Annotated in this window: 24 protein-coding genes; 10 read left to right on the forward strand and 14 right to left on the reverse strand. The window is 70.8% G+C overall.

Annotated elements, in window-relative coordinates; translation table 11 throughout:
• Positions 1 to 9 precede the first annotated feature (9 nt).
• On the forward strand, positions 10 to 195 hold the full coding sequence (locus Pta02_RS20020; protein ID WP_203876403.1) for a hypothetical protein: 186 nt from the start codon (positions 10 to 12) through the stop codon (positions 193 to 195).
• 28 nt (positions 196 to 223) lie between these two features.
• On the opposite strand, the gene Pta02_RS20025 is transcribed toward Pta02_RS20020, so the two are convergent.
• The 3 genes from Pta02_RS20025 to Pta02_RS20035 all read right to left on the reverse strand — a co-directional run bounded on the left by Pta02_RS20025 (position 224) and on the right by Pta02_RS20035 (position 2,637).
• A complete protein-coding gene (locus Pta02_RS20025) occupies positions 224 to 1,165 on the reverse strand; it encodes a cation diffusion facilitator family transporter (protein ID WP_203876404.1) in 942 nt (313 codons plus the stop codon).
• Between the two features lie 62 nt (positions 1,166 to 1,227).
• A complete protein-coding gene (locus tag Pta02_RS20030) occupies positions 1,228 to 1,578 on the reverse strand; it encodes an ArsR/SmtB family transcription factor (RefSeq protein ID WP_203876405.1) in 351 nt (116 codons plus the stop codon).
• A gap of 42 nt (positions 1,579 to 1,620) precedes the next feature.
• Positions 1,621 to 2,637 carry a helix-turn-helix transcriptional regulator gene (locus tag Pta02_RS20035; protein WP_203876406.1) on the reverse strand — a complete coding sequence of 339 codons (1,017 nt, stop codon included), beginning with the start codon at positions 2,635 to 2,637 and terminating at the stop codon, positions 1,621 to 1,623.
• 63 nt (positions 2,638 to 2,700) lie between these two features.
• Here Pta02_RS20035 and Pta02_RS20040 point away from each other — a divergent pair, with 63 nt between their 5' ends.
• Positions 2,701 to 3,918, forward strand: coding sequence for a winged helix DNA-binding domain-containing protein (locus Pta02_RS20040; RefSeq protein WP_203876407.1), 1,218 nt, complete (start codon positions 2,701 to 2,703; stop codon positions 3,916 to 3,918).
• A gap of 88 nt (positions 3,919 to 4,006) precedes the next feature.
• On the opposite strand, the gene Pta02_RS20045 is transcribed toward Pta02_RS20040, so the two are convergent.
• On the reverse strand, positions 4,007 to 5,065 hold the full coding sequence (locus tag Pta02_RS20045) for a helix-turn-helix transcriptional regulator (RefSeq protein WP_203876408.1): 1,059 nt from the start codon (positions 5,063 to 5,065) through the stop codon (positions 4,007 to 4,009).
• Positions 5,066 to 5,261: 196 nt separating this feature from the next.
• On the opposite strand from Pta02_RS20045, the gene pgm reads away from it, so the two are divergent.
• The gene (gene pgm, locus Pta02_RS20050; RefSeq protein WP_203876409.1) at positions 5,262 to 6,899 is read left to right on the forward strand and encodes a phosphoglucomutase (alpha-D-glucose-1,6-bisphosphate-dependent); all 1,638 of its coding nucleotides are present in this window, start codon (positions 5,262 to 5,264) and stop codon (positions 6,897 to 6,899) included.
• Positions 6,900 to 6,986: 87 nt separating this feature from the next.
• On the opposite strand, the gene nadE is transcribed toward pgm, so the two are convergent.
• Positions 6,987 to 7,799, reverse strand: coding sequence for an NAD(+) synthase (nadE, locus tag Pta02_RS20055; protein ID WP_203876530.1), 813 nt, complete (start codon positions 7,797 to 7,799; stop codon positions 6,987 to 6,989).
• A gap of 132 nt (positions 7,800 to 7,931) precedes the next feature.
• A complete protein-coding gene (locus Pta02_RS20060) occupies positions 7,932 to 9,143 on the reverse strand; it encodes an anhydro-N-acetylmuramic acid kinase (RefSeq protein ID WP_203876410.1) in 1,212 nt (403 codons plus the stop codon).
• A gap of 152 nt (positions 9,144 to 9,295) precedes the next feature.
• Here Pta02_RS20060 and Pta02_RS20065 point away from each other — a divergent pair, with 152 nt between their 5' ends.
• Positions 9,296 to 10,273, forward strand: coding sequence for an N-acetylglucosamine kinase (locus Pta02_RS20065; RefSeq protein WP_203876411.1), 978 nt, complete (start codon positions 9,296 to 9,298; stop codon positions 10,271 to 10,273).
• 112 nt (positions 10,274 to 10,385) lie between these two features.
• Here Pta02_RS20065 and Pta02_RS20070 read toward each other — a convergent pair whose 3' ends face one another.
• A complete protein-coding gene (locus Pta02_RS20070; protein ID WP_203876412.1) occupies positions 10,386 to 11,747 on the reverse strand; it encodes a hypothetical protein in 1,362 nt (453 codons plus the stop codon).
• A gap of 87 nt (positions 11,748 to 11,834) precedes the next feature.
• Here Pta02_RS20070 and Pta02_RS20075 point away from each other — a divergent pair.
• Positions 11,835 to 12,631 (forward strand): IS5 family transposase gene (locus Pta02_RS20075; protein WP_239131069.1). Its coding sequence is split into 2 segments (ribosomal slippage): positions 11,835 to 12,177 and positions 12,177 to 12,631, totalling 798 coding nucleotides; the frame shifts between segments, so codons are not numbered across the junction.
• Here Pta02_RS20075 and Pta02_RS20080 read toward each other — a convergent pair.
• The 7 genes from Pta02_RS20080 to Pta02_RS20110 all read right to left on the reverse strand — a co-directional run bounded on the left by Pta02_RS20080 (position 12,603) and on the right by Pta02_RS20110 (position 22,128).
• Complete coding sequence (locus Pta02_RS20080; protein WP_203876413.1) at positions 12,603 to 13,229, reverse strand: hypothetical protein; 627 nt, start codon at positions 13,227 to 13,229, stop codon at positions 12,603 to 12,605. The genes Pta02_RS20075 and Pta02_RS20080 overlap by 29 nt on opposite strands.
• Positions 13,226 to 14,794 carry a P-loop ATPase, Sll1717 family gene (locus Pta02_RS20085; protein ID WP_203876414.1) on the reverse strand — a complete coding sequence of 523 codons (1,569 nt, stop codon included), beginning with the start codon at positions 14,792 to 14,794 and terminating at the stop codon, positions 13,226 to 13,228. Before Pta02_RS20085 ends, Pta02_RS20080 begins: the two co-directional genes overlap by 4 nt.
• 151 nt (positions 14,795 to 14,945) lie before the next feature.
• On the reverse strand, positions 14,946 to 17,483 hold the full coding sequence (locus Pta02_RS20090) for a CHAT domain-containing protein (protein WP_203876415.1): 2,538 nt from the start codon (positions 17,481 to 17,483) through the stop codon (positions 14,946 to 14,948).
• Between the two features lie 30 nt (positions 17,484 to 17,513).
• Positions 17,514 to 17,999 carry a carboxypeptidase regulatory-like domain-containing protein gene (locus Pta02_RS20095; RefSeq protein WP_203876416.1) on the reverse strand — a complete coding sequence of 162 codons (486 nt, stop codon included), beginning with the start codon at positions 17,997 to 17,999 and terminating at the stop codon, positions 17,514 to 17,516.
• Positions 17,996 to 18,607, reverse strand: coding sequence for an RNA polymerase sigma factor (locus Pta02_RS20100; protein WP_203876417.1), 612 nt, complete (start codon positions 18,605 to 18,607; stop codon positions 17,996 to 17,998). The genes Pta02_RS20095 and Pta02_RS20100 overlap by 4 nt, the downstream gene beginning before the upstream one ends.
• A gap of 6 nt (positions 18,608 to 18,613) precedes the next feature.
• Positions 18,614 to 20,305 (reverse strand): S8 family peptidase, encoded by a 1,692-nt coding sequence (locus tag Pta02_RS20105; RefSeq protein WP_203876418.1) that lies wholly within the window; start codon positions 20,303 to 20,305, stop codon positions 18,614 to 18,616.
• Between the two features lie 248 nt (positions 20,306 to 20,553).
• Positions 20,554 to 22,128, reverse strand: coding sequence for a glycoside hydrolase family 10-like protein (locus tag Pta02_RS20110; protein WP_203876419.1), 1,575 nt, complete (start codon positions 22,126 to 22,128; stop codon positions 20,554 to 20,556).
• 180 nt (positions 22,129 to 22,308) lie between these two features.
• On the opposite strand from Pta02_RS20110, the gene Pta02_RS20115 reads away from it, so the two are divergent.
• The 5 genes from Pta02_RS20115 (at position 22,309) to Pta02_RS20135 (ending at position 26,178) form a co-directional block, all read left to right on the forward strand.
• Complete coding sequence (locus Pta02_RS20115) at positions 22,309 to 23,868, forward strand: glycoside hydrolase family 3 protein (protein WP_203876420.1); 1,560 nt, start codon at positions 22,309 to 22,311, stop codon at positions 23,866 to 23,868.
• A 90-nt stretch (positions 23,869 to 23,958) separates the two neighbouring features.
• Complete coding sequence (locus tag Pta02_RS20120; RefSeq protein ID WP_203876421.1) at positions 23,959 to 24,855, forward strand: MurR/RpiR family transcriptional regulator; 897 nt, start codon at positions 23,959 to 23,961, stop codon at positions 24,853 to 24,855.
• 87 nt (positions 24,856 to 24,942) lie between these two features.
• Positions 24,943 to 25,353, forward strand: a complete 411-nt coding sequence (locus Pta02_RS20125) for a hypothetical protein (protein ID WP_203876422.1) — start codon at positions 24,943 to 24,945, stop codon at positions 25,351 to 25,353.
• Positions 25,354 to 25,487: 134 nt separating this feature from the next.
• Positions 25,488 to 25,715: an AbrB/MazE/SpoVT family DNA-binding domain-containing protein gene (locus Pta02_RS20130; protein WP_203876423.1), complete on the forward strand. Its 228-nt coding sequence runs from the start codon at positions 25,488 to 25,490 to the stop codon at positions 25,713 to 25,715.
• Complete coding sequence (locus Pta02_RS20135; protein ID WP_203876424.1) at positions 25,708 to 26,178, forward strand: hypothetical protein; 471 nt, start codon at positions 25,708 to 25,710, stop codon at positions 26,176 to 26,178. Before Pta02_RS20130 ends, Pta02_RS20135 begins: the two co-directional genes overlap by 8 nt.
• Positions 26,179 to 26,197: the final 19 nt, after the last annotated feature.

A 26,197-nucleotide genomic window follows, 5' to 3' on the forward strand; every position in this document is an offset into this window, starting at 1 on the left:
TCTAGATACATGCGCTGGTGGAAGATACTCGGTCTGGCAGGTGTCGCGGGCGTCGCCGCGACGGGAGTGGTGGTCGCCCGGGCGGAGCGGCGCCGCCGCGCCTACACCCCGGACGAGATCCGGACGCGGCTGCGCGCCCGTCTGGAGGAGGCCGGTGAGGAGGCCGCCGAGAAGGAGGCCCGCGAGAGCTCCTAGACGCTCCCGGGCCTCGGGCGCCGGGCGTTCAGGCGTGGGCGGGCTGCTCGTGCTGGACGTGGGCGGGGGGTTCGAGCTGGAAGGTGGAGTGCCGCAGGTCGAAGTGCCCGCTCAGGCACTCCTGCAGGGCGTCCAGCATCTGCGGCGCGTGGCCGTCGGCGAAGCACTCCTCCTCGACCACGACGTGCGCGGTCAGCACCGCCATGCCCGAGGTGAGCGTCCAGGCGTGCAGGTCGTGCACCCCCCGCACGTGCGGCACGCCCATGATGTGCGCGCGGACCTCGTCCAGGTCGATGTGGGCGGGGGTGGCCTCCAGCAGCACGTTGACGGCCGAGTACAGCAGCCGCAGCGCCCTGGGCACGATGAGCAGGCCGATCAGCACGGCCACGATGGAGTCGGCGCGGGTGAAGCCGGTCAGCCAGGCGACCAGGGCGGCGGTGATGACGCCCAGGGAGGTCAGGGCGTCGGTGGCCACCTCCAGGAAGGCGCCGCGCATGTTCAGGCTCTCTCCCCTGACCCGCACCAGCAGCAGCATCGACAACAGGTTGCCCACCAGGCCGATCGCGCCGAACACGAGCATGGAGCCGGCGGCGATCTCCGGCGGCCTGGCCAGCGTGAGCCGGGTGACCGCCTCGTACAGCACGTAGGCGCCCAGGCCGAAAAGGACGGCGGCGTTGACCGCGGCGGCCAGGATCTCCGCGCGGGCCAGACCGAAGGTCCACCTGGGCGTGGCCGGGCGCCCGGCCAGCGTGATGGCCACCAGGGCCAGCGCGACGCCTGCGGTGTCGGTGAGCATGTGCCCGACGTCGGCCAGCAGGGCGACGCTGTCGGAGATCAGCGCGCCCGCGAACTGCAGGATCATGACGCCGCCGGTGATGGCCAGCACCCCGGCCAGCCTGCCGCGGTGGCGTCCGGCACCGGTGAGGTGCCCGTGACCGTGTCCATGACCGTGACTGTGGTTGGCGCCCACAGTGACTCCCCCTTGGTCGGATCGTCGGCTTGCTCGGCCCGGAGGCCTGCTCGGCCGGAGGCTTACTCGGCCCGGAGGCGGGGGGAGGCGACGCCGGCGGGTCCCGCGCAGGCACGCTCGCCCTCCACCGCCACCACCGCGGCGCGCAGGTCGTCCAGGGCGTGCCCGAGCCGGTCGTCGGCCAGTTCGTACCGGGTTCGGCGGCCGACCGGGACGGCGACCACCAGACCGCAGTCTCGCAGGCACGCCAGGTGGTTGGAGAGCCGGGTCCGGGAGATGCCCAGCCGTTCGGCCAGATCGGACGGGTGCGCCGGCGCCTCACGCAGGGCCAGCAGCAGCCGGCAGCGGATCGGGTCGGCGAGCGCGCGGCCGAACCGGGCCAGCACCTCCACCTCGGATGCGATCGTCAGCATGCCGCAAAAATACAGGAAACCCTGAATTCAGGGAAACATGTATCAATTGTTCGCGTCGACCGTGTCGTCCGCGGCGTCGCCCGCCCGCGGCGCCCGGGCGGCGGGCGACGCCGCGCGGGTGACGCGGGCGCCGAGCGCGGCCAGGTACCCCAGGAGCTCGGGCGGCTCGTGCACCTCGAACTCGCAGTCGAGCATGACCAGCCGGAACGCCAGCCACTCCAGGGTGTCGGTGTGGCCGCGCAGGCGGCAGGTGCGCTCGTCGATCGGCTCCACGTCCCCGGAGGCGTCACCGAGCCGGGCGGCCGCCTCGGCCGCCGGCATGTGCAGGGTCGCCACCGCGCTGTAGGTGGGCGCGAGGGAGTAGAGCGTACTGGTGACGTAGGCGGCGGCGTCCCCGCCGGGCAACTCGCGCGGCGCGTTGCGCATGCCGGTCGGGTGCGGCTGCCGGATCCGGTCGACGCGGAAGATCCGCCAGTCGTCCCGGTCGTCGTCGTAGGCCACCAGATACCAGCGGCGCTCGGCCACCACGAGGCGGTGGGGCTCCACCAGACGCCTGCTCCCGGCGCCGTCGGCGGTCTGATAGGCGAAACGCAGCCGCTCCCGGTTGGCGACGGCCGCGGCCAGGACCGCCAGGTCCTGCGGATCGACGCTCGGCCCGCCGGCCGGGACCAGCGGGACGGTGGCGGTGTTCAGTGTGCCGACCCGGCGGCGCAGCCGCGAGGGCAGCACCTGCTCCAGTTTCGCCAGCGCCCGTACGGACGCCTCCTCGATGCCGGCCACCGGATGGCGGGCCGCCGTACGCAGGCCGACCGCGATGGCCACCGCCTCCTCGTCGTCCAGCAGCAGCGGCGGCATGGCCGTACCGGCGACCAGGCGGTAGCCGCCCACCGCGCCCATCGTCGCCTCCACCGGATAGCCCAGGTCGCGCAGGCGCCCGATGTCGCGGCGGATGGTGCGAGTGGTGACCTCCAGCCGCTCGGCCAGCTCGCTGCCGGGCCACTCGCGCGGGGTCTGCAGCAGGGACAGCAGGGCCAGCAGTCGTGCCGGGGTGTCGCTCATGCGCTCCAGAATGCCGGACGTCCAGGACAGATCCTGACCTATATGAGCCCTAGTGTCGTGGCCATGAACCCGACTGTGGAACCGGCCCTGGAACCGACTGTGGAATCGCGGACGACCGCCGGCCGCCCGGCCGGCGTGCCCCGCCTGTCGTGGGAGCAGGTCTGCGCCGCCCGCCTGCGCCGGCACGCGCTGTCCGCGCCCGCCCCCGGGGCGGGGCCCGCCGACGTCGCCGCCGCCCTGGCCGGAGTGCACGCCCAGATGCTCCCGGCCGCCGAGCTGTCGATCGCGCTGCGCATCGCCGGCGCCACGCGCGCGGACGTCCGCACGGCGCTGTGGGAGGAGCACAGCCTGATCAGGACGTTCGGACCGCGCGGCACGGTCCACCTGCTGCCCGCCCGCGACCTGCCCGTGTGGATCGGCGTGCTGTCGGCGATCCCGTCGGCCCCCAGCTCCTTCCCCAAGGACGTCCAGCTGACGCCCGACCAGACGGAGGAGGTCGTCCGGGCGATCGCGGACGCGCTGCGGGACGCCGAGCTGACCGTCGACGAGCTCGACGAGGCGGTCGCCGACCGTACCGGCCCGTGGGCCGCGGACCCGGTCATGCCCGCCTTCCAGACCCTGTGGCCCCGGTGGCGCCAGGCCCTCCACCTGGCGGGGATGCGGGGTGCGCTGTGCTTCGGGCCCAACCGGGGCCGCAAGGTCACCTACACCGGCCCGCACCGGTGGCTGCCCGATCTGCGGCCCGCCGAGCCGCGCGAGGCCCTGGCCGCCGTCGTACGCGACTATCTGCTCGCGTACGGGCCCTCCACCCCTCAGCGGTTCGCGCAGTGGCTGACCGTACCGGTGAGCTGGGCGAACGAGCTGTTCACGTCCCTGGCCGGGGAGATGCGGAGGGTCGAGGTGGAGGGCGTGCCCGCCTGGGCGGCGCCCGGGGACCTCACGGCGCCGGATGAGCCGCCCCGGGGCGTACGGCTGCTGCCGTACTTCGACGGCTACGCCTACCGGGTCGGCAACCAGCCGCCCGGGCTGCTGTACCCCGGCCGTGCCGCCGAGCGCGTGCTGCCCGGCAACTTCCAGGTGATGCTCGTCGACGGGGTGGTCGCCGGGCTGTGGCACCAGCGCCGCTCCGGCCGCACGATCGACATCACCGTGGAACCCCTGGTCGAGCTCACCGCCGCGCGGCGCCGCGAGCTGGACGAGCAGGTGGAGCGGGTCGGGGAGATCCTGGAGGGAAGGCCCCGGCTGACCGTCGGCGTCGTCACCGTGGGCGGGCACGCCTGAGCCGGACGCGCGGAAGCCCTGGTCAGAGCGCAAAACGGGCGTGCGGGAGCACGGATCGGGCCGCGAGCCGGACGCGCGGGAGCCCGGGTCAGGCCGGGCCCGCGACGGCCCCGCCGTCTTCCGGAACCCCGTCGTCTCCCGGGGTCCCGGCGGCCTTCGCCCCGTTGGCCCTCGCGGTCCCGGGGTCCCCGGCGGCTCCGGCGATCGCGCGGGCGTAGCGGCCGGACAGCTCCCGCAGGTGCTCGACGAGGTCGGGCGGTCCGGTGACCTCGAAGTCGGCCTCCAGCATGCCGAGATAGAGGGCGAGCATGTGGGGGCTGTCGGATCCGGCGGCGATGACGCAGGCGTGCTCCCCGACCGGGTCGACCGCGATCGAGGACGGCAGCCGGGCGGCGACCTCCTCGGCGGGCGCGTGGACCTTCACCCGGGCGACGTACTTCCAGACCGCCTTCTCCAGGCCGTTCGCGACATAGACGGCGTAGTCCCCCTCGGGCGGCTCGCGTGGGACGAACCGGGGCCCGTTGGGTGTCCGCAGGCGGATCCGGTCGGCCCGGAAGGTGCGCCAGCCGTCGCGGCCGGTGTCCCACGCGACGAGATACCAGCGGCCGCGGGCGTGCACGAGGCGGTGGGGCTCGGCCTCCCGGAGACTGCCGGTGCCGTCGTGGCCGGTGTAGTCGAAGCGGAGCCGTTCGCGGTCACGGGAGGCCGCGGCGATGGCGGCCAGCAGGTCCGCCTCGACGGTCGGGCCGGTGCCGGGGAGCCGGATCGTGTGGGCGTGCAGGGCGTTGACCCGGTGGCGCAGCCGCGAGGGCAGCACCTGTTCGAGCTTGGCCAGGGCGCGCAGCGAGGTCTCCTCGATGCCCGCGACCGACCCGCCGGCGGCCGTGCGCAGGCCGACCGCCACCGCCACGGCCTCCTCGTCGTCGAGCAGCAGCGGGGGCAGGCGGGCGCCCGCGCCCAGCCGGTAGCCGCCCGCCGCTCCCGGGGTGGCGTGGACGGGGTAGCCGAGGCCGCGCAGCCGTTCCACGTCGTTGCGGATGGTCCGGGTGGTCACGCCGAGCCGCTCGGCGAGCTGGGGGCCCGACCAGTCACGGGGTGTCTGCAGCAGCGACAGCAGGCGCAGCAGGCGCGCCGAGGTGTCCGGCATCCTCCAAGCGTGCCACACGGCTCCCCCCGACGAGGAAAGGTTCTTTCCGCATCGGCACCCTTCTTTCCCGCGGCGCTCCGCGTCCGGAGGGCGACGGAAGAGCCCGGACCCGCACCCGGATCGATATCCGGACGCTCGTCGAAATGCCGCGAACCCGGGTATGTAGCGTTTCCAGTGACGACCCTAGGAGACTCCGATGACGCATGAGCGTGCCGGGCAGCTCGCCCGACCGTCCGATCTGGTGGACGTGGCCCGACTGGTGACCGCCTACTACGCCCTGCATCCCGACCCGGCGGAGCCCGGCCAGCGGGTGGCGTTCGGCACCTCGGGGCATCGCGGCTCGTCGCTGAACGCCGCCTTCAACGAGGACCACATCGTCGCCACCAGCCAGGCGATCGTGGAGTACCGGGCGGCGCAGGGCGTGGAGGGCCCGTTGTTCCTGGGCGCCGACACGCACGCCCTGTCCGAGCCCGCCCGGGTGTCGGCGCTGGAGGTCTTCGCGGCCAACGGGGTCACGGTCATGATCGACTCCCGCGACGGCTACACCCCCACTCCCGCGGTCTCGCGGGCCGTCCTCGCCCACAACCGCGGGCGGAGCGCCGGACTGGCCGACGGTGTGGTCGTCACCCCCTCCCACAACCCGCCCTCCGACGGAGGGTTCAAGTACAACCCGCCGCACGGCGGACCGGCCGACACCGACGCCACCTCCTGGATCCAGGACCGGGCCAACGCGCTGATCGCGGGCGGACTGAAGGAGGTCAGGCGGATCCCCTACGCCCGGGCGCTGACCGCCGAGACGACCGTCCGCCACGATTTCCTGGCCGCCTACGTCGACGACCTGCCCTCGGTGCTCGACATCGACGCGATCCGCTCCGCCGGGGTGCGCATCGGGGCCGACCCGCTGGGCGGGGCGAGCGTGGCCTACTGGGGCGAGATCGCCGAACGGCACCGGCTGGACCTGACGGTGGTCAACCCGCTGGTCGACCCGGCGTGGCGGTTCATGACGCTCGACTGGGACGGGAAGATCCGCATGGACTGCTCCTCCCCCTACGCCATGGCCTCGCTGATCGCCAACCGCGACGCCTACGCCGTCTCCACCGGCAACGACGCCGACTCCGACCGGCACGGCATCGTCACCCCCGACGCCGGGCTGATGAACCCCAACCACTATCTGGCCGTGGCGATCTCCTACCTCTACTCCCACCGGCCCGGCTGGCCCGCCGGCGCGGGGATCGGCAAGACCCTGGTGAGCAGCGGCATGATCGACCGGGTCGCCGCCGACCTGGGCAGGCGGCTGGTCGAGGTGCCCGTCGGGTTCAAGTGGTTCGTGCCGGGGCTGCTGGACGGGTCGCTCGGCTTCGGCGGCGAGGAGAGCGCGGGGGCCTCGTTCCTGAGCCGCGACGGCTCGGCCTGGACCACCGACAAGGACGGCATCATCCTGGCCCTGCTCGCCGCCGAGATCATCGCGGCCACCGGCCGCTCCCCCAGCGAGCACTACGCGGACCTGGTGTCCCGCTTCGGCGCCCCCGCCTACGCCCGGGTCGACGCCCCGGCCACCCGCGAGGAGAAGGCGGTGCTGTCCCGGCTCTCGGCCGAGCAGGTCACCGCCGGCACGCTGGCCGGGGAGCCGATCACCCAGGTGCTGACCACCGCCCCCGGCAACGGCGCCTCCATCGGCGGGGTCAAGGTGTGCACCGAGAACGCCTGGTTCGCCGCCCGCCCCTCCGGCACCGAGGACGTCTACAAGATCTACGCCGAGTCGTTCAAGGGCCCCGAGCACCTGGCCGAGGTCCAGCAGGCCGCCAGGGAACTGGTGTCGGCCTCCCTCGGCTGAGACCGAACCGGTCCGGCGCGGGCGAGGGGGTGCGGTGCTCGCCGCGCCCCCGCGGTCCCGGGCCGGGCAGTCTCAGGCCGGGTGCTCTCAGGGAGCGATCGGCAACCGCCGCTTGTGCTCGGTGAGCCGGTAGCGGCCGACCATGATCTCGAAGGCGGCCGGGTCGACGGGCTTGCCCTCAAGGAGGTCGTCGATGTCGTCGTAGGTGACACCGAGCGCCTCCTCGTCGGGGCGGCCGGGGCTGAGCGTCTCCAGGTCGGCGGTGGGGACCTTGCGGACCAGCGCGGGCGGCGCCCCGAGCGCCTCCGCGACCGCCCGGACGCGGCGCTTGGTCAGGCCGGTGAGCGGGACCACGTCGGCGGCGCCGTCGCCGTACTTGGTGAAGAAGCCGGAGACCGCCTCGGCCGCGTGGTCGGTGCCCACGACCAGGCCGTCGCACGCGCCGGCCACCGCGAACTGGGCGATCATGCGCTGACGGGCCTTGATGTTGCCGAGCACGAAGTCCTGCTGGTGCTCGTCGCGGAAGGCCAGGCCACCGGCCAGCAGCGCCGCCAGCGCGGCGTCACTGGCGGGCTTCACATCCACGGTCAGGACCTGGTCGGGGCGGATGAACTCCAGCGCGAGCCGCGCGTCGCCCTCGTCGGCCTGGACGCCGTAGGGCAGCCGCATGGCCAGGAACGTCACCTCCCGGCCGGCCTCGCGGACCCGCTCGACCGCGAGCTGGCACAGCCGGCCCGCGACCGTGGAGTCCACTCCGCCGCTGATGCCCAGCACCAGCGCACGCCGGCCATCGGCCAGCCGGTCGGCGAGGAAGGCCACCCGGCGCTCGATCTCCTGCTCGGCGTCGAAGGAGGCACCCACGTGGAGCTCGCGCGCGATCTGCTGCTGCAGGGAGGACATGGACGCCAGCTCGGTCAACGATGCTCCTCGGTCGGCCTTGGACGGGGACGCAAGCACTCTAGAGCACGGCCCGGCCTCACGGCCGCACCGGGCGTGCCGCCGTTCCCGCTGACGCGTGTCCCACGTACTCCATCACCACGCCGCCGGGACGAGGCGGAGCCGGGCCGGGGCCTCGCAGGCGGGATCGGGCAGGCGCAGCGGTCCCCGGCCGGGAGTGATCGCGCCCAGTATCCGCGGCCCCGAGGCGCCCGTGCAGCCGGACACCGTCGCGGGGAGTCCGTGCGCGGTGAGCCAGCCGAGGAGGGAGAAGGCGATCGCCTCCTTGGCGTCGGAGGGCACGCCCAGTTCGTCGCTCGCGATGAGGCGTGCCGTACCGGCCCGTTCGCGGAGCATGCCCATGAGGACCGGATTGCGCACCCCGCCGCCCGACACGACGACCGTCTCCAGCCGATGCCGCCGGATCTCCGCGCCCGCGGTCTCGGCGGTCAGCGCCGCCAGCGTCGCCAGCAGGTCCTGCAGGCCGAGGCCGTACGGCGCGGCGAACCCGTCGAGGTAGCCCAGGTGGAACAGCTCCTTGCCGGTGCTCTTGGGCGGGGAGCGGCGATAGTACGGCTCGGCGAGCAGTTCCGCCAGCAGCGGCTCGCAGACCTTCCCCGCGGCGGCGAGGCGGCCGTCCTCGTCGCAGGGCCTGCCGGTGGCGGCGAGCACCACCGCATCCAGCAGCGCGCAGGCGGGCCCGGTGTCGTAGGCCGTCGCACCGCAGGCCACCGCATCGTGGGCCGCGGCGTCGTAGGCCATCGTGTCGTAAGCCGCCGCGGACTCCCCGCCGCGCACGGTCAGGTTGGCGATCCCGCCGAGGTTGAGCGCTCCGCTCCGGCCTGGGAGCCCGGCCAGCAGGAGCAGGTCGAAGCAGGAGACCAGCGGCGCCCCCTGCCCGCCCGCGCCGACGTCCCGCACCCGCAGATCGGAGACCACCGGCACGCCCAGCCGTTCCGCGATCCAGGCGGGCTGGCCGAGTTGCAGGGTGCCGCGCACTCTGCCCTCCTCCACCCAGTGGAACAGGGTCTGCCCGTGCGAGCAGACGAGGTCGGCCGGCGGGCACTCACTCGCAGCGTCCGCGAAGGCCTGGCCGATCAGGGTGTCGAGCCGGCAGACCTCCTCCATGCCGACCCGGTTCGGGGGCAGGGCCGCGACGATCCGCGCGCGGAGCCCCGGGTCGTACGGCGTCGCACCGGTGTGCTCGACGGTTCCGGTGAGCACACCGGCCTCGTCGAGCGACCAGTCCACGACCGCGCGGTCGATGCCGTCGTGGGACGTCCCCGAGATCAGCCCGAGCACCCGCATGCCGCTCCCTGGCAGAATTCTTCACGAAAATATAGGCAATAGGAGAATTCCTACCAGAACGCGGTTCCAGGCTCCAGCCTCGCGATACGCTCCGGCGTGCGTATGGATGCTCCGGCGACGCGTCCGGGGACGGGATCGGAGGCGGAGCGGGCGTGAGGACACTGTTCATCGGCGTCGACGGGGGCGGGACGAGCACCCGGTGCGTGGTGGCGACCGAGGCGGGCCGGATCGCCGGGCGGGGGAACGGCGCCGGCGCCAACATCCTGTCGGCCGCCGACCCGGGAGGGAGCCTGCGCGCGGCGCTCGGCCAGGCCCTGGAGGGCCTCGTCCCCGGACAGGTGGCGGGCGGCGTGTTCGCCCTGGCGGGCGCGGAGTCGGCGCGGGAACGGGCCGAGTCCCTCGTCGCCGGAGCCTGGCACGCCTGCGGCCTGCCCGGACGGCCCGAGATCGTTCCCGACCCGCTGGCCGCCTTCGCCGGGGCCACCGAGGAGTCGTCGGGCACGGTCCTGATCGCGGGCACCGGCGCCGTGGCGGCCCGCGTCACCGGCCGCCGCCTCGCCCGCCGGATCGACGGCCACGGGTGGCTGCTCGGCGACGACGGCTCGGGCGTGTGGATCGGGCGGCGGGCGGTGCGCGCCGTACTGGCCGCCCTCGACGGCCGGACCGGCCCGACGGCCATGCTCTCCCCCGTCACCGCCGCCGTCACCGCGCAGGAGGCCACGGCCGCGGCGGTTGTGGCGGCTGCGGATTCGGAGGAGGCCGCCATGACGACCCAGCGGGTCGTGCGGGCGGTCCACGAGGGCCTGGCCCATGCCGGACCGGCGTGGCTGGGGAGGCTGGCGCCCGCGGTGGAGACCGCGGCCAGGGGCGGCGACGCCGCGGCCCTGGAGATCCTCGGCGAGGCGGCGGACCGGCTCGTCGCCACCACCCGCTCGCTGGGCCCCGGCCACGGACCGCTGGTACTGGCGGGGTCCCTGCTGACCCAGCCGACCCTGCTGGCCGCGAAAGTCCGCGGCGTGTTCGGCGGCGACGTGATCACCGCCCGCGACAACGCCGCCGGCGCCGCCGCCCTCGCCCTGCGCACCGTCGCCCCCGACGCCGCCGGCGCCCACCGCGCCCTGATCGCCTGACCCCGGCCACCCGCCGTACGACGGCGCCGAGCAGTTCCGCACCCCGCCTCGCCGTACCGGCGAAGCCGCTTCCACTCGGCCTGGCGCCCGAACCCGGGATCAAACAGAGACCTCAGGACCGAACACGGACCCGTACGGCATCGCAGCGCGGAGGAAGAAGATCTGCTGCGACAAGTCCGCTTTGGAACAACCACCGGCCGAACGCGATATATGCGTCTACGTCCCGTGCGCACAGAAATTGGTTGAGCGTGGAGTGACGGGGGAACGCCGACCGGTCCGTGGCCAGCGCCACTAGATCACTCGGCATCTCAGGACTGACATGGGTGCGCAACAGGATCAGATAACCCGCCGGGCTGGTCTCGTCATCATCGGGATAGGCGAATCTGACCCTCTCCACCGGCGCCCGCGATTCCAGCAGCCGACCGTCCGAGTCGAACTCTACGCCGAGTTCGGTCCTGGCCAGCGAGATCAGCCGCAGCAGGTTCCCCACCCTCGCCTCGTCGACGGAGGCGTCCACGGCGAAGATCGTGCGGCACCGCCTCCGCAGTAGCTCGACGACGCCGGAGTTGTCCCAATGGCCGCCGTCGGAGACGAACACGAAGGTATGCCCCAGCGATAGTTCGCCGAATGCCTCACGCCACGTGAACAGCGGACCGGGCTGCCGCCAGCCGGTGACGAGCCAGCGGGGCAGCAGGCGCCGGCGTGGGGAAGACGGGCTCAAGGGGTTTTGCAGCCACAGCCCCAGACGGAGGTTCATCAACGCCAGGGCAAGTCTGCTCGCTCGACTCGTGTAACGGCCCATGTTGGGCGCGATGGCCGCTCCCGAGGCAGCCACCAAGTCGGCCACGGTGTTCACGGCGTTGAACTGCTTGGCTTCCGCCTCCACCAACCCGGCGCTGCCCACGTAATCGGCCGAGAATACGAACGAGGCGCATCCCTCCCCCTGTGCCGACTCGATCTCGCGCAGGTTGACCGCAGCACAGACGAGAAGTGCGGGAAGGTCCTCCGCGCACGTGTCGTGAAGGCCCACCTCCGAAAGCCCGACCGCTTGTTCGCCTTTGCCCGGAGCGCGCACCACGTAGGCACGACTCAGCCGTCGCGAGTACAGGCTGTGCAGCGAGGTCTTGTTGGCATGCACCAGACAGCCGAACAGCAACAGGATGGCCAGCGCCACCGACGCAACGATCCCCGTGGCCGCGTACGGCGACTGGCTCGCCTGTCCGATCACCAGCAACAACGGCAGGACCACAATTGCAATCATGCTGATGGTGAAAAGAAGACGGATGATCTGCAGTCCTACCTGACGGAACCAGTTGAGGGAGAAGCTGCTCTGGGTGCGGAACACCGCGAGGGACACGACCAGCAGCAAGGCCAGCAGTACGGCCAGCCGCACACCTGCCGACGCACCGAACACGCGCGCGTCGAGTATGTGCGTACCAATTACCACAATGTCCGGAATCAACAGCAATATCACAAGAGTTAGAGGTCCTAACAAAATGATCTAGAGCCGTGTCTCCTGGCGCTGCTGGTCGTTGATCTTCGTGTGAAGAAAGGCCAGCAACTGCCGTGGATTGTGCCCGACAGTCTGTGGGAGCGGATCGAGCCGCTGCTGCCAAAGGTGGAGCGGCGCCAACGCCATCCGGGCCGCAAACGGCTGGATGACCGGCTGGCGTTGCAGGGCATCTTGTTCGTGCTCTACACCGCGATCCCGTGGGAGTTCCTGCCTCAGGAGCTCGGGTTCGGCTCGGGGATGACCTGCTGGCGGCGGCTGCGCGACTGGCACCAGGCCGGCGTGTGGGACCGGCTGCACCAGGTCCTGCTCGCCGAGTTGCACGCCGCCGGCCAGCTGGACTGGACCAAGGCGGTGATCGACAGCTCGCACGTCCGGGCGCTCAAGGGCGGCCCAAAACCGGACCGAGCCCGGTTGACCGCGCCAAGCCGGGCTCGAAACACCACGTCATCACCGAAGCCGGAGGCATTCCCCTGGCCGTCGCCCTGACCGGCGGCAACCGCAACGATGTCACCCAGCTGATGCCCCTGATCAAGGCCATCGCGCCGGTACGCGGCCGCGTCGGCCGACCGCGTAAGCGCCCGGACTGTCTGTATGCCGACCGCGGCTATGACCACGACAAGTACCGCCGCCTGGTCTGGCGCACCGGCATCAAGCCCATCATTGCCCGGCGTGGCACCCCGCACGGCTCTGGCCTGGGCATTCACCGGTGGGTGGTGGAGCGGACGATCGCGCTATTGCACTGGTTTCGCCGCCTGCGCATCCGCTGGGAGGTCCGTGACGACATCCACGAGGCGTTTATGAAGCTCGCCGCGGCGATCATCTGCTGGCGACGCCTCGTCCGCTGATCATTTTGTTAGGACCTCTTAGGCCGACATGCCGAATCGCCCACTCCGCCCGGGCGAAACAGGCTTCGAGTATCACCGCGAGAACACTGATCCCTGCCGCAACGGCCAGTCGATGCTCGACGAATCGGGCGTAGAGGACGTCGTCCTCGGCGACGAGGAGTCCGGCCACCCGACAAGCCGCGCCGAACACGCACCCGGCCAGTACGATTGCCGAAACAAACGGCACCAGGTTTACCAGCATGGTGACGAGGTAACGCACCAACCCCAGGAACAGGTCGAAGAAGTCCTCACCCAGATATCGCAGATTCCTGCGCAGGTGCACCTCTTCTGGGGAACCTCGACCCCACGGTGGTGACTCGCCGTCATTCTGATACTGCGCCCGCGAAGCAAGGAACGCGCTCGCGATGTAGCTACCGCCCGACACCGCCGAGACATAAGCGGTGCGACGCAGCACGCTGCATTCGTCTGCCGCCTGCAGCGCGCCCAGACCGAGGCAGGCAGCCCGCACCCCGCCACCCGCCAGAGCGATGCCGATGCCATCCAGGTCTCCCACCGTGTCGAGGTAGCGGTAGCGGGAGGCACGAACCGGGGAAGTCATGGCAGGTTCCCGGTTCCGGACGGGTAGACCGGTTTGATGCGCCGACCCGAGGCCAGCGCGTCCCTGGAGTTGTAGTAACGGACGAAGAGCGGGTGCAGGCAGTACTTCTCATCCGGAGACAAGATCATCTGCCCTTCCGCCGAGTACGCGAAATCGGCCTTGAGATAGCGACTGGTCTCACCGGTGTATTTACCGATAATTCCCACGTCGGTGAACATTTCGCGCACCTCGCGGTAGTCGAGGCCGAAAGACTTGCTCACCCCTGCCTGGTTGCACATGCGATGCAGGTAACTGTCGTCGAACAGGAAAGGCAGAAACGGGATGAGCCGCCGAGCGACGTCGTGCGCCTGCGGATAACGGAACTGGTGAGCCGAGAAGACCTCCGGGCACAGCGTCCCTTCAGCCTCAGCGACGGCCGAGACGATATCGGTTCCTCTGATGACCGGCGAGTCCGTGGCGACGAGCGTCCGGTGCATCGCCTCATTGAACATGTAGAGCACTTGCCGAGGCAGAAGCTGGCTGTGCCGCAACACGTACCCGATCGTGTCCTCCTTGATTCCGGCGGGGGTCCTCACCTCCGGCGGGAGAACACGGGCCAGCAGGCCTTCATGATCCTCGACGCCGACGTCCTTGACATGCTCGGGGTAACAGCGTTCCAGGAACATGCGCAGCCGTCGGCCGACCGCGCTGAGCAGGTCCTGCCAATGCCAACGCAGCACCACACGACCGCTGAAGTCCTTGATCGGGTTGGCTGAGATGACATCGAGCGCGGGCCACAACTCACTCGGAAAGCAACACTGGATGCGGAGCGACGGTTGGCCGCGCCGCAGCCCGAGCTGCCCCGCCAGGTGGAACAAGCCCTGCAGTACGCCTTTGATCTGCGTAATGTGCTCACCGATGTTCTCCAGTGAATCGACCAGAACGAAGACCGGTGTACGGCGAGACTTCAATACTTCTTTGGCTGTCTCGATGACCTCGATCCACGGTCGCTCACCCAGCCGAAAGCTGCGCCACAGATGTTCCAAACTGACTAGAGCCGCACTGTCCTGAACATGCTCGATCAGACGCAGCGTGGCGAAGTCCAGTACGTCGTCATCCTCGGTTGCCGAACCGTCAGCCGCCCGGCGCATCCCAGCGCTTTCGTGCCACAACACCTGGACGGCGCGCGGAGAATCGGAATGCTCCCGATCCGAACCGGCCAGCCGGGTCACGATCGGAGCCCACAGGAGCAGCTCCCACAGCTGCGCAGCGCCTTCGGCTGTGAGAATCATGCGGCCACCGATCAGCCCGGCGGCCGCCTGCATACGGGAGAAGACGCCCTGTGCACTGAGCCGTACGGACAGATTGCACGGATCGAACTCGCGCGACAGCAACAATGCGGTCTTACCCGAGCCGCGTCGGCCGACTATGAACGTCGGAGGGTCGTGCTCGGACTCCATGTGCAACTGGACACGCGCGTTGTACAGCGCCTTCAGCACTGAGACGCTCTGACGATCGGAGACCGCGACCGGCCCGAGGGGGTGCTGGGTGGTGAACAGGCTGTCGATGCCGTTGTCTCCGGTCATCAGGATCCGCCCTTCTCGATGACGCTGTCACCCCTATAGAGACGGCGGCCGACATCGAGATACATCGGAGCTGGAGAATCTCCGGTTTTCATGGAGCCGGATCCGGCGACGGCGAGCATGCGTCGACCGCGGCATAAACCCGGTTCGACTGTCAGCCCGCGCCCAAGCAGATGAACGTCGACATCTCCCCTTCTGCGGCCACGGCCAACGCGGCGCCTGGTGGCTCACCCGCGATGAGCCGCAGATGGTAAGCAGTCATCACCCGGAAGGCGACGTCGTCGGGGACGCGCGTCAGGCTTGCGACCACGGTGGAACTCCCCGTGTAGAGAAGCGCGGAAGCCAATCCGAGCACCTCGTCCCCGGGCCGCACGACGGTCTGTCCCGCATCACACGACGACAGCACCACATGACCCGGAGCACGTTCCAGTCTCTGCATGTCATAAGCCATCAGCGGGCCATCACTCAGATCCAGGCGGGAGAACTGCACGTTCTCCCGCTCGTGGTAACCGTGCGCGGCCAAGTGAGCCAGAGGCGCACCGTTCAACGCGGCCAGCGTGGCTTCCACGCTGGCGGCAGCCCCGGTAAGGCGGCGGGAGGCCGGATACAGATCCGCAATCCGCTCGACCTCCGTCTCGGCGTACTCCAGACCAGGGCCCGCAACCAGCACAGGCACGTCTTCCATCCTGTTCTCACGGCGGCCGTGCTGTGCCGTCAGCCACACCGTCGCGGACGGCGCGACCACGAGCGGCCGCCCGCGAAGCAGGGGAAGCAGCCCCCAAGGGATGGTGCTCAGATTTCTCGTGGGCACGATAACGAGGCCCTGAGCGTCCCCGAGCAACGCCGTGATCGGGCTGATCAGCGTGTTGCTGAGCGTGGCCAGTTGCATGGCCACGGACTTCTCGATCACACGGCGCAGGGGAGCAGGCCGGTGCCGCCCCGCCATCACCCCCAAGTCGGCGCGCAGCCGCCGGGCCGCCTCGGCGACGACCTCGTAGGGGCAAAGGGGCACGAGTTTGACTGTGCCGTCCCGCAGGACAAGGCAGCTGACGCGACCGTCCACGGCGATCAGGACCACCATGGTCAACCCGGCAGCGCCCAGCTCGGCCTGAATCCGCCTGATGCCGGCTGTCGTGGTGGCAGTGCCGTCCCCCGGCTGCTGCCAGCCCTTCTCCCTGATGAATCGTTCGAGTTCTCCGCACCGCTCCCGCAGTTCAGGATGGCGTCGGCCCTCCTTCGGATCCGTGCGAATGCGGTCGCGAAGGTGTCGCAGCTCCACTAGGGCCTCGGCGGTCTCCGCATCATGCGTGAACCGTATCCGCCGATGGCGGAACGCTTGTGCCCTCGACCGCTCCGACCAGCTGAACACCACTTGAGGGGAGCCGCTGACGAGCGCGGTGGAAAGTCCGGTTCGGGCCAGATCGGCGCCCAGTGCCGCCGCTCCGGTCAACAGATCGAGGTCGCCCAGGCGAGCCCGCTGCGTCTGGAGCAGGAGCAGGCCGCTACGCAGGCGTTCCAGCCCTTTGTGGCATCGCCCGTCCGCGATGGCCAGTTCGGCCTCGGCGAGGCGATGCATGAGCCGCAGCTCAACCGGCATCCTGCGTCGCGGTGCCGTCACGCTGCCGGCTCTGGATCGGGCGCTGTCGACGTCCCCCGCGGCGAGGGCCGCGCGGACCGCGAGGAGCGACGCCATCTCAGCCTCGTCGCGCAGGCCGAGCGCAGTGAGCCGGTCGGCCAACGCGTCACCCCTGCGCGCCGACCCGGCACCGCCGCCGACGCGGGCGAAGTCGCACCTGAGTTCCATCAATTGTGCCTTGGCCAGCCAGGATGTGGTCCCCCGCCTGCGGAACGCGGTGGCGGCCCTGCGGGCCCATCGGCGTGCCTCCTCGATGTTGCCCGCGTCGAACTCGCACCGCGCCCGCTCCAATTCGGCCTCCCCATAGTCCTGGACCAGCCGCTGGCGGCGGAATAACGCCAGGTTCTCGTCCAGGATGCGGCCGGCCTCGGTGCACAGCCCGGCGGCCATCAGCGTTCTGGCCTGATCGAGCGCGAGCACGGGCAGGAAGCCGGGAATCACTTTGGCGTACTGCTCGCGCACTTGGGCGAAGACGGCCAGCGCGCTGGGCAGGTCACCCGTGAGGAAGTCGCAGTAGCCCAGGTTGTGCAGGGCCTTGGCCGCGATGATCTCCTGGCCGGCCCTCGTGGCCAGTTCCCTGCTCCGTCGAGCATCCTCCCTGGCCGCCCCGACCCGCCCGGTGGACAGGTGGATGACCGCCCGGTTGAGCAGGATTCTGGCCAGTTCGACGCGGTCCTGCCGCGCGAGGAGCGGTACGGCGACGTCGAGTTGCCTGAGGGCCTCCACCTGCCTGCCGAGCCGGAGCAGCACCAGGCCGCGCTGGGAATGGACATAACCGAGACCTTCGCGCGGCACCCGGCTCTGGGCAAAGTCCAGCAATTCGAGTCCGACACTGCTACGGGCCTGTTCGGCTTCAGCGTGTGCCAGGCTGGTCAGGATCCTGGCCAGCAACATGTCCGGCTCTTCCACCGGCGCATCGGGCCGCCAGTCCAGCAGTGCCAACGCCTGCCTCAAGCGGCGCGCGGCCAGGGCAGGGCGTCCCGCCGAGGTCGCCGCCACGCTTTGCAGACGTAATTCGTCAGCGCGGGCTCGCCGCTCGGCGACATCTGCGTCCACGCTTTCAATGTCCGCCAGTGCCCGGGAAGGTCACAAGTCAATTGACGGCGTGATCGCCAGGATGCCCCGAGGATCGTCCGCCCTGCGCACGACGAGCTGTGTCATGCCGCCGTTTACCCGCTCGAAGGCGAATCGTCCCTGGCCGTCAGCTCTGACGATGGTGGTACCCGTGGCCGTGCGCAGTTCGATCACGTGGTCGGCGGGGGGAGCCAGCCAGCCGTCCATTCTGATCAGGCCGCCGCCCAGAGAGGTGAGATCGATCATGACCGTGAGGCGGACGCTGTCGAAGGTGATCGTACGGCTGCGTTCGCCGCCGCGGACACCGGCCAGCGCCTCCTCCTCTTCCCTGACCCGAAGCACCCTTTCCGCTTCGGAGGCCACCTGCATGGCGAACCGCACGCGATCGGCCAGATCTGGTGGAACCGGGTCCACCTGTGTGTACAGCCGTTTGATGTCTTCGAGGAGCAGGGCGTCCTCCAGGCTGAGGTGAGCGTCGTCCGGTTCTGGCGAGGTCATCGGGAGCCCCCTGGAGTGTCTCGGCGCAGAAGCCCGCGCAGCTTGGCCAGACAGCGCCCGCGGGTCGGGCCGATGCTGCCGCGCGGCATACCGAGCGCCGCCGCCACGGCGGCATAGTCGGGGCGGTGGACGAACGCGACGATCCGCAGCAGGTCGCGGCACCGCTGAGACAGCAGTGCGACCGCGGACCACAGGGCCTGCTGCTGTTCGTTGAGCAGGAGGATCTCGTCGGGCGACCTGCCGCCGTCCTCGATCTCCTCCAGACGTTCGCTTCCGGTCGGTTCCTCGCGACGCGTATTGGTGCGAACACGCCAGGCTTCCCTGCGAGCAGTGATGATCAACCATTCGATGAGGGCCGCCGGTGTCTTGATGGTGTGCAGGTGGCGGACCAGGACGAGCCACGTGGTCTGGACGACGTCCTGGGCCGTGTGATAGTCGAGGCCTTGGCTGCGTACGGCGTGCCACAGCATGGGCGTGAGGTCGGTCACGATCTCGTCCAGCGCCTCCTGCCGCCCCGCAGCCGCCTGACCGAGCAGGGTCGCCAGCCGGGACCTGCGATCGGAGTCCCGGCCGGCGATCGGCGTGTCACCCGGAGACAGTTCCGTCACGGTCCGTCACGCCCCGAATTCGTCCTTCATCTCGTTGACCACCATCTGAGCCCTTTGCACCGCGTCCTTGGCTCTCTGGGCCGCTTCATGAGTGTTCTGAGGCTGCTGGAGCGTGCCGGCGGCCATGAGCCGCTTCGCCACCTCCGCCGCCACGATGGGAGCGGCGAACGACGTTCCGTGCCAGAGTCCCCATCCGGAGCTGAAGTTGTCACGATCGAGCGAAGCCCGCGCGGGTGAGCCGAAAACGGCACCGGCTTCAACCCTGATGTCCGCCCCGTACGAACCGTTCAGGTTGGTCGGCAGAGTGCTGACCAGCATGGCACCGTCGGCGAACCACTCGACCCAGGAGTTGTAGTTGCTGAAGATCGCCACCGTGCCCTCCGGGTTGAGCGCGCCCACCGCCAGCATCGGTGCCCGCTCGGCGGCGTCGTCCTCCCCGGCCAGCGCGGCCGGGAAGAACGGGGTCGTGGAGGCGTAGTTGCCGGCCGCTGCGACGACGACCGTCCCCAGGTCGCGGAGTTCATCGAGATGTTCATTCAGCTTTGTGGTCAGCTCGGGATCGAGCTGTCGTTCCTCGAAGTAACCGCACGACAGCGAGATGACGTCCACGACCTCTCCGCCGCCGCGCATCCGGTCGCTGAGTCGTTTGAGCACGGCGAGCAGCGCCGACTCCTTGACCAGACCATCCCCGGTCATGACCCGGACCGCCTTCACCCGCGCCTCGGGCGCGATCTGCCGGACCAGGCCCGCACAGAAGGTGCCGTGCCCGGTGTAGGGATACAGGTCACCCACCAGGGGCTGAGCGATGGGCGACCCGTCCTCGACGTTGCGGAGTTCCTCCAACGTCTGCTTCGCGGCGGGGTCGATCACAGCCTGCTGCCCAGCGGGGTCGATCGCAGTCACAGTCTGCAGCCCGGAATCGACGATGTCGTTTTGAAGCTGCGGTTCCACATTGATGAACCCGTCGTTCACCACGTCGTCCCGCTGCAGGTCGGGGTGTTCGCCGTACCCCGAGTCCGGTATCAGCACCAGAGCGCGACGGCCGTCTGCCGGCGGCCCGCCGCGCGAGGGCACGGACCCGGCGAAGGCCAGCGGGACCCGGCCGCCGTAGCCGCCGTTGCCGCCGGAACGCCGCAGCTCGGGCACGCCGTTGCCGTCCGTCGCCGGCTCGCCGCCTATTCCGGAACGGCCGTCGGTATACGACGCGGTGATGAGCAGGTGGTCGAGCGCGATTCTGTCGACCTGGCCCGGATCCACGCCACCGCGGATGGCCTGGAGTGCAACCCAGGCGTCGACGACCACGGAAGCGCCGTCCGCCGGGCGCAACAACATCGGCCTGGCGTCCTCGCTGTAGCCACCCCACACGTTCTCCTGCTCCCGGTACTGCTCCTGTTCCCGCTCTTGCTCGGCGATCCTCATTCCGACTGTCACCAGCGCAACACCGATCTGCCGCATGAGCGCTTCGTCCTGAAGAACGTCGCTGGGGAACAGCAGCACGCCCGTACGGTAGATCGTGGGGTTCGGCGCGGGCTCGCCGTCCGCATGGGGAGCATTGACAGGATCCAGTACACGGGCGCCATGGCGCCGTAGGACCTGCTCCGGGATGGTCGGCAACGGAGCGGGGCGGAAGTCTGCGTCGTTCGCGAGTGCCTGGCCCTCGGCGTTCTCAAGGGCCTGCTGGTAACGGATGTTGCGCATGATGGTCCCTTCCTCGGCTGCGATCGACAAGAGGGAGGGGTGCCGCGCTCCATCAGATACGCCGCGAAGGTAACGGAGAAGTCACAGAAGCTGTCTTCTCATCAACTCTGAGAGGAATATGTCCGAAGTTGGTCAACGTCAAGATCCGCCGACCGGTTCGGCCGACTGACGGATCGGCTTGAGAAGCGGTCCGCCGTACCGGCGTCGGCGGAGAGCGGCCGGTACGGCGGCGGCACAGGGGGCGGAGGTCAGGTGATCACGCGGTGGCCGTTGCTCGGGGGGCTCTGGCGGCCGGCGCGGTCGACGGCCGTGACGTAGTAGCGGGCTCCTCCGGTGCCGGACGGATCGGTCCAGCGGGTGTGACGGGCGGCGGGGACGACGGCGACCAGGTGGCGGGCGTCGGTGAAGTCCTCGGGGCGGGCCTTGCGGTCGAGACGGAAGACGGCGAACTGGAAGGGGGTCTCCCGGCCGGTGGCGACGATGCGCAGCTCCACTCCCCCGGAGGTCTTGTGCGCCGTCGCCAGGACCGGGCGGCGCGGCGGGCGGCCGTCCGCCAGGCGGGGCAGCAGCGGCGGGAGGGCGGGCCGGGTGTAGTGGTCGGTCACGACCCTGCTGATCGAGCCGAGGCGGTCGGCCCGCAGGTCTCCGGAGTTGTACCAGATGTCGCCGCCGACCACGGGATGGTCCCGGTTGAGGGTCAGGTGCCGGGAGAGCTCCTCCGGCTGGAACCACTGCTCGGGCTGACCGGCCGCCCCCGCCTTGTAGGCCGCCTGACCGATCCAGAGTTGCACGCCGGTGCCGGCCGCCACGTCGGACCACCAGGGGACCAGCTTGGCGTAGTCGGCGTTGGACTGGCCGATGTACCAGTAGAGCTGCGGGGCGATGTAGTCCAGCCAGCCCTTCTTGACCCAGCCGCGGGTGTCGGCGTGCAGGTTGTCGTAGGACTGGCCGCCGGCGGTGTCGGAGCCGAGCGGGTCGGTGGAGCTGTTGCGCCAGATGCCGGACGGGCTGATGCCCCAGGCGACCTCCGGCTTGGCCTGCCGTACCCGCTGCTGCATCTCCTGGACCAGCAGGTCCACGTTGTTGCGCCGCCAGGTCGCCAGGTCGGGGAAGCCCTGGCCGTACCGGGCGAAGGCGGCGCCGTCGTCGAAGGCGGTGGTGTTGACCGGATAGAAGTAGTCGTCGAAGTGCAGGCCGTCGATGTCGTAGCGGGTGACCGCGTCCATCATGGCGTCCTGCACGAACGCGCGGACCTCGGGCATGCCCGGGTTGTAGTAGAGCCTGCCGCCGTAGGCGACGATCCAGTCGGGGTGCCTGCGGCCGGGGTGGTCGGGGTGGAGGTTGGCCGGGTCGCCCTGCATCGACACGCGGTAGGGGTTGAACCAGGCGTGGAAGGTCAGGCCCCGCCGGTGCGTCTCCTCCACCAGGAACGCCAGCGGGTCGTAGCCGGGGTCCTGCCCCTGGGTGCCGGTCAGATACTGCGACCAGGGCTCATGCGGCGAGGGCCAGAAGGCGTCGGCGGTGGGCCGGATCTGCACGAAGACCGAGTTGAGCCTGCGCGCCTGAGCGAGGTCCAGCCAGCCGAGATACTCGGCCCTCTGCTCGTCGGCGGTGAGACCGGGCTTCGACGGCCAGTTGATGTTGAGCACCGAGGCGATCCACATCCCGCGCATCTGGCGCAGCGGCGGGACGTACTCGGCGGCCGGGAATCCGGCGGCGCCGAAGGCGGGGCCTGCGGCGGTGAGGACGGGCAGCGGCACGGCGGTCGCGGCGGCGGCCAGGGCGAGACCGCGCAGGAGGGTGCGCCGGGTGGGTGAGCTCATGCGGACTCCCGGGGGGACATGAAAAGAGGGGTGCCGACGATGACGGTGGCAGAAATTTACTTTCAGATCAATGATGATGAAAGAAAGTGTCGCCGATGTGTAACCTGCTCCGGGACGCCCGGCCCCACGGCGTCACCGGCGGGCCCCACCCCGCACCGCGCCCGACGGGAAGGTTGAACCATGCCCCACAGCAGCCCCGGCCTGGCCCGGCTCGCCATGACCGTGCTCCAGCCGGGCTTCGACGGCACCGCCCCTCCCGGCTGGCTGCGCCGGGCTCTCGGGCAGGGCCTGGGCGGCGCGGTGCTGTTCGCCCGCAACCTCACCGGTCCCGCGCAGACGGCCGAGCTCGTGGCCGGGCTGCGGAGCGAGAACCCGGCCGTGGTGGTCGCCGTCGACGAGGAGGGCGGGACGGTCACCCGGCTGGAGGCCCGCACGGGCAGTTCCTTCCCCGGCAACCGGGCGCTCGGCGTGGCCGGCGACCCCGGGCGCACCGAGCGGGTCGCCCGCGCGATCGGCCGCCTCCTGGCCGGGGCGGACATCACCCTCGACTACGCCCCGGTCGCCGACGTCAACGCGAACCCGGCCAACCCGGTGATCGGCGTGCGCTCCTTCGGCCCGGAGCCCGGTCTCGTCGCCCGGCACACCGCCGCCTGGGTCCGGGGACTGCAGAGCGCGGGCGTGGCCGCCTGCGCCAAGCACTTCCCCGGTCACGGTGACACGGTCACCGACTCCCATCTCGCGCTGCCGACCGTGCACGCCCCCCTCGGCCTGCTCCGCGAGCGCGACCTGCCGCCGTTCCGCGCGGCGATCGAGGCCGGCGTCCGGGCCGTGATGTGCGGTCATCTGCTGGTGCCGGCACTCGACCCGGCGGTCCCGGCCACATTGAGCCGCCGCGTCCTCACCGGCCTGCTCCGCGAGGAGCTGGGCTTCGAGGGCGTGCTCGTCACCGACGCGATCGAGATGCGCGCCGTGGCCGCCCTCCACCCGCCCGGCGAGATCGCGGTCCGCGCGCTGGCGGCGGGCGCGGACGCCGTCTGCGCCGGGGTCTCCTCCCCCGGCGGCGAGAGCGTCCTCGCGCTGCGCGATGCGATCGTCGAGGCCGTGCACGACGGGCGGCTCGCCGAGGAACGGCTGGCCGAGGCGGCCTCCCGCGTGCTCGCCCTCGCCGCCTGGCACGCCGCCCGGGCGGACGCGCGAAGGGCCGCCGTGCAGGAGGCCGGGGTGCGGGAGACCGCGCCCCTCCCCCGGGCGGAGGCGATCGTCCCGGGGGCGGGTCCCGTGCGGGACGAGGACGAGGAGCTGGGGATGGAGGCCGCCCGCGCGGCCCTGCGGGTGGTGGTCGCGGACGGCCGCGCTCAGGGTCCCGTGCTCTCCGGGGCTCCGCTGGTCGTCGACATCGCGCCCCGGCTGAACATGGCGGTCGACCCCTCGACCCCCACCGGCCTGCTCGGCGCCCTCGGCGAGCTGCTGCCCGGTACGGCGGGCCGCACCGTCGTCTCCGGTACGCCCGGGCTGCCGGAGCTGCCGGACGATCGGCAGGTCGTGCTGGTCGTGCACGACGCCGGGCGCCATTCCCGGGCGCGGGAGCTGCTGGCGCAGGCCGTACGGCGCCGCCCCGACGCGATCGTGGTGGAGACCGGCATTCCCGATGAGCCGATTGGAGCGGTATATGTCGCTACACATGGGATTTCGCGGGCCTCCTCCCGCGTCGTCGCGCGATGGCTGACCGGTGACAAATAAGCTGATCTCGACAGGAGAGGGTGGACGCATGAACGAGCACGACGGCCCCACCGGGACCGCAGCCGGACGTCTTCACCGTGAGGGACGCGCATGAGCGACGACGGCCCCACTCCGGTGAACCTCGTGGCGACGGTCCGGGCGGTCCTGCCCTCCCTCACCCCCGCCGCCCAGTCCATCGCCCGCCTCATCCTCGACGATCCCGCGATGGTGGCGCGCAGCACGATCACCGAGTTCAGCTCGGTCTCCGGGACCAGCGAGGCCACCATCGTGCGCACCGCCCGGGCCCTCGGCTTCGCCGGCTACTCCCAGTTGCGCTTCGCCCTGGCCGCCGCCGTGGCCAGGGAGACGCCCGAACGCCTGGTCCCCGGCGACCTGGGCCCCGACGACCCGCTCACCGACGTGATCGCGAAGGTCACCCGGGCCGAGTCGGAGGCGCTGGCCGACACCGCCGCGCAGCTGTCCCCCGACACGCTGGACGCGGTCGTGGCGGCCGTGTCCGCCGCCCGCCGGGTGGACGTCTACGGGGTGGGGGCCTCCGGGCTGGTGGCGGTCGACATGGCGCAGAAGCTGATGCGGATCGGGCTGTCCGGCCACTCCTTCACCGACGCGCACCTGGCGGTCACCAGCGCCGCTCTGGTCAGGGAGGGTGACGTGGCGGTGGGCGTGAGCTGCACCGGTGAGACCCCCGACGTCCTGGGACCGATGCGCACCGCGCGCAAGGGCGGGGCCGCGACCGTGGCGATCACCAACAACCCGCGCTCGTCGCTGGGCGAACTCGCCGACCACGTCCTGGTCTCCGCCGGGCGCGAGACCGCCTTCCGGCCCGGCGCCCTGGCCAGCCGGATCAGCCAGCTGCTGATCGTCGACTGCATCTTCGTCGGGGTCGCCCAGCGCACCTTCGAGACCGCCGACCCCGCACTGCGCGCCACCCGCGACGCCCTGGAGGACTATCTGGGCGAGACCCGCCGCCGCGGCCGTTCCTCGTGACATGCCCTTCACCCGGCGCAACGGAGAGCGCCGGGGCCCCGCCGAGCTGATCGTGAGAAGTCCGGCATTCCTTGCGATGCTGGAGTCATGACCGACCTCGAGCCTGTGGACCTGATAGTGCTCGCCGGGTTCATCGCGGAGGTTCATCCGCTCATGGAGATCGCCCTCGCCCGCGAGGGGGTGTGGCATGTACGCGACCACGTCGTCGAAGCGGCGTGGACCTGTACGCAGTCGCCTTACTGCGAGGGTCTGTGGGGGGCGGGCGAGCTCTACCGCGCCTGGATGAAGATCGACGACATCCTCGGCGGCTGGCCCGTCGACTACGGGGCCGACGCCGACGACCTGGCCATGCGCGAGTTCGGACTCGCCGTCCAGGAGTGGCTGGACATGCCGTGGTCGGAGGACGGGTTCCGGGACTACGTGCGTCGGTGGAGGGCGCGGGTGGCGCAGGACGCCTGGCCGACGTACGACAAACCGCCCGGCCGGTTCCGGTCGTAGCCCTCGCGGCCCGGACGGTCGCGCCCGGGCACGACCGGAGATCTTTTGACGACGGCATTCCCCGGCATCCGATGCGTACTGTAGGTTCAGTATGAAATGTATGAAAAGTAGGAACGAACCTACCTGGAGCTGATTTGACGCCACCACCGCCGGGGAAGCTCGCCGGGACCGCGAAGGTCGGGGACCGCGGCCAGATCGTCATCCCGAAGGACATGCGGGAGATGTTCGGGATCGTTCCCGGAGACACGTTGCTGCTGCTGGCGGATGTGGAGCGCGGCATCGCGGTGCTGCGCAACGACGACTTCGTCCACCTCGCCGAGACCGTGCTCGACGCCCGGAAGGATCGCGACGACGATGGGTGAAGACGTCATGCCGGCCGCGGCGGAGAGCCCCCGGCTGAGCCGCGCACCTTGGCATCTGTGGGTCTTCGGGCTGTTCATGCTCGCGCTCTACGTCGGCGGCACCCGGGACTACGTGCTCACGCGCACGCTGAACCCGGACTACTTGGCCGCCCAGGGCTACGGGGAGCCTCAGATCGGCTACTTCACCGACTATCCGTTCGGTCTCGGCGTCCTGTGGACCCTCAACGTCGCCGGAGGTCTCCTCTGCGCGGCGGCTGCGATCCTGCGCTCCCGCCGGGCGGTGCCGCTGGCCCTGACGACCGCGCTGGCCCAGCTGTCGCTGCTGATCCTCACATTCGCCTTCCGGGACCGGTGGGACATCCTCGGGCCGCAGATGAGCCTGTTCGACATCGGTGTCGGCGTCCTGTCCATCGCGTTCTGGTGGTACTGCCGCGCGATGCGGAGCCGGGCCGTCCTGCGCTGACGGGGCGGGAGGGACCCTC

This window comes from Paraplanobispora takensis (assembly GCF_016863195.1).
In the GTDB taxonomy this organism is placed as follows: domain Bacteria; phylum Actinomycetota; class Actinomycetes; order Streptosporangiales; family Streptosporangiaceae; genus Planobispora; species Planobispora takensis.

Coding starts and splice junctions, on each gene's coding strand:
- Pta02_RS20020 (WP_203876403.1), top strand. CDS start 10: ATGCGCTGGTGGAAGATACTCGGTCTGGCAGGTGTCGCGGGCGTCGCC.
- Pta02_RS20030 (WP_203876405.1), bottom strand. CDS start 1,578: ATGCTGACGATCGCATCCGAGGTGGAGGTGCTGGCCCGGTTCGGCCGC.
- Pta02_RS20035 (WP_203876406.1), bottom strand. CDS start 2,637: ATGAGCGACACCCCGGCACGACTGCTGGCCCTGCTGTCCCTGCTGCAG.
- Pta02_RS20040 (WP_203876407.1), top strand. CDS start 2,701: ATGAACCCGACTGTGGAACCGGCCCTGGAACCGACTGTGGAATCGCGG.
- Pta02_RS20045 (WP_203876408.1), bottom strand. CDS start 5,065: ATGCCGGACACCTCGGCGCGCCTGCTGCGCCTGCTGTCGCTGCTGCAG.
- pgm (WP_203876409.1), top strand. CDS start 5,262: ATGACGCATGAGCGTGCCGGGCAGCTCGCCCGACCGTCCGATCTGGTG.
- nadE (WP_203876530.1), bottom strand. CDS start 7,799: ATGTCCTCCCTGCAGCAGCAGATCGCGCGCGAGCTCCACGTGGGTGCC.
- Pta02_RS20060 (WP_203876410.1), bottom strand. CDS start 9,143: ATGCGGGTGCTCGGGCTGATCTCGGGGACGTCCCACGACGGCATCGAC.
- Pta02_RS20080 (WP_203876413.1), bottom strand. CDS start 13,229: ATGACTTCCCCGGTTCGTGCCTCCCGCTACCGCTACCTCGACACGGTG.
- Pta02_RS20085 (WP_203876414.1), bottom strand. CDS start 14,794: ATGACCGGAGACAACGGCATCGACAGCCTGTTCACCACCCAGCACCCC.
- Pta02_RS20095 (WP_203876416.1), bottom strand. CDS start 17,999: ATGACCTCGCCAGAACCGGACGACGCTCACCTCAGCCTGGAGGACGCC.
- Pta02_RS20105 (WP_203876418.1), bottom strand. CDS start 20,305: ATGCGCAACATCCGTTACCAGCAGGCCCTTGAGAACGCCGAGGGCCAG.
- Pta02_RS20110 (WP_203876419.1), bottom strand. CDS start 22,128: ATGAGCTCACCCACCCGGCGCACCCTCCTGCGCGGTCTCGCCCTGGCC.
- Pta02_RS20115 (WP_203876420.1), top strand. CDS start 22,309: ATGCCCCACAGCAGCCCCGGCCTGGCCCGGCTCGCCATGACCGTGCTC.
- Pta02_RS20120 (WP_203876421.1), top strand. CDS start 23,959: ATGAGCGACGACGGCCCCACTCCGGTGAACCTCGTGGCGACGGTCCGG.
- Pta02_RS20125 (WP_203876422.1), top strand. CDS start 24,943: ATGACCGACCTCGAGCCTGTGGACCTGATAGTGCTCGCCGGGTTCATC.
- Pta02_RS20135 (WP_203876424.1), top strand. CDS start 25,708: ATGGGTGAAGACGTCATGCCGGCCGCGGCGGAGAGCCCCCGGCTGAGC.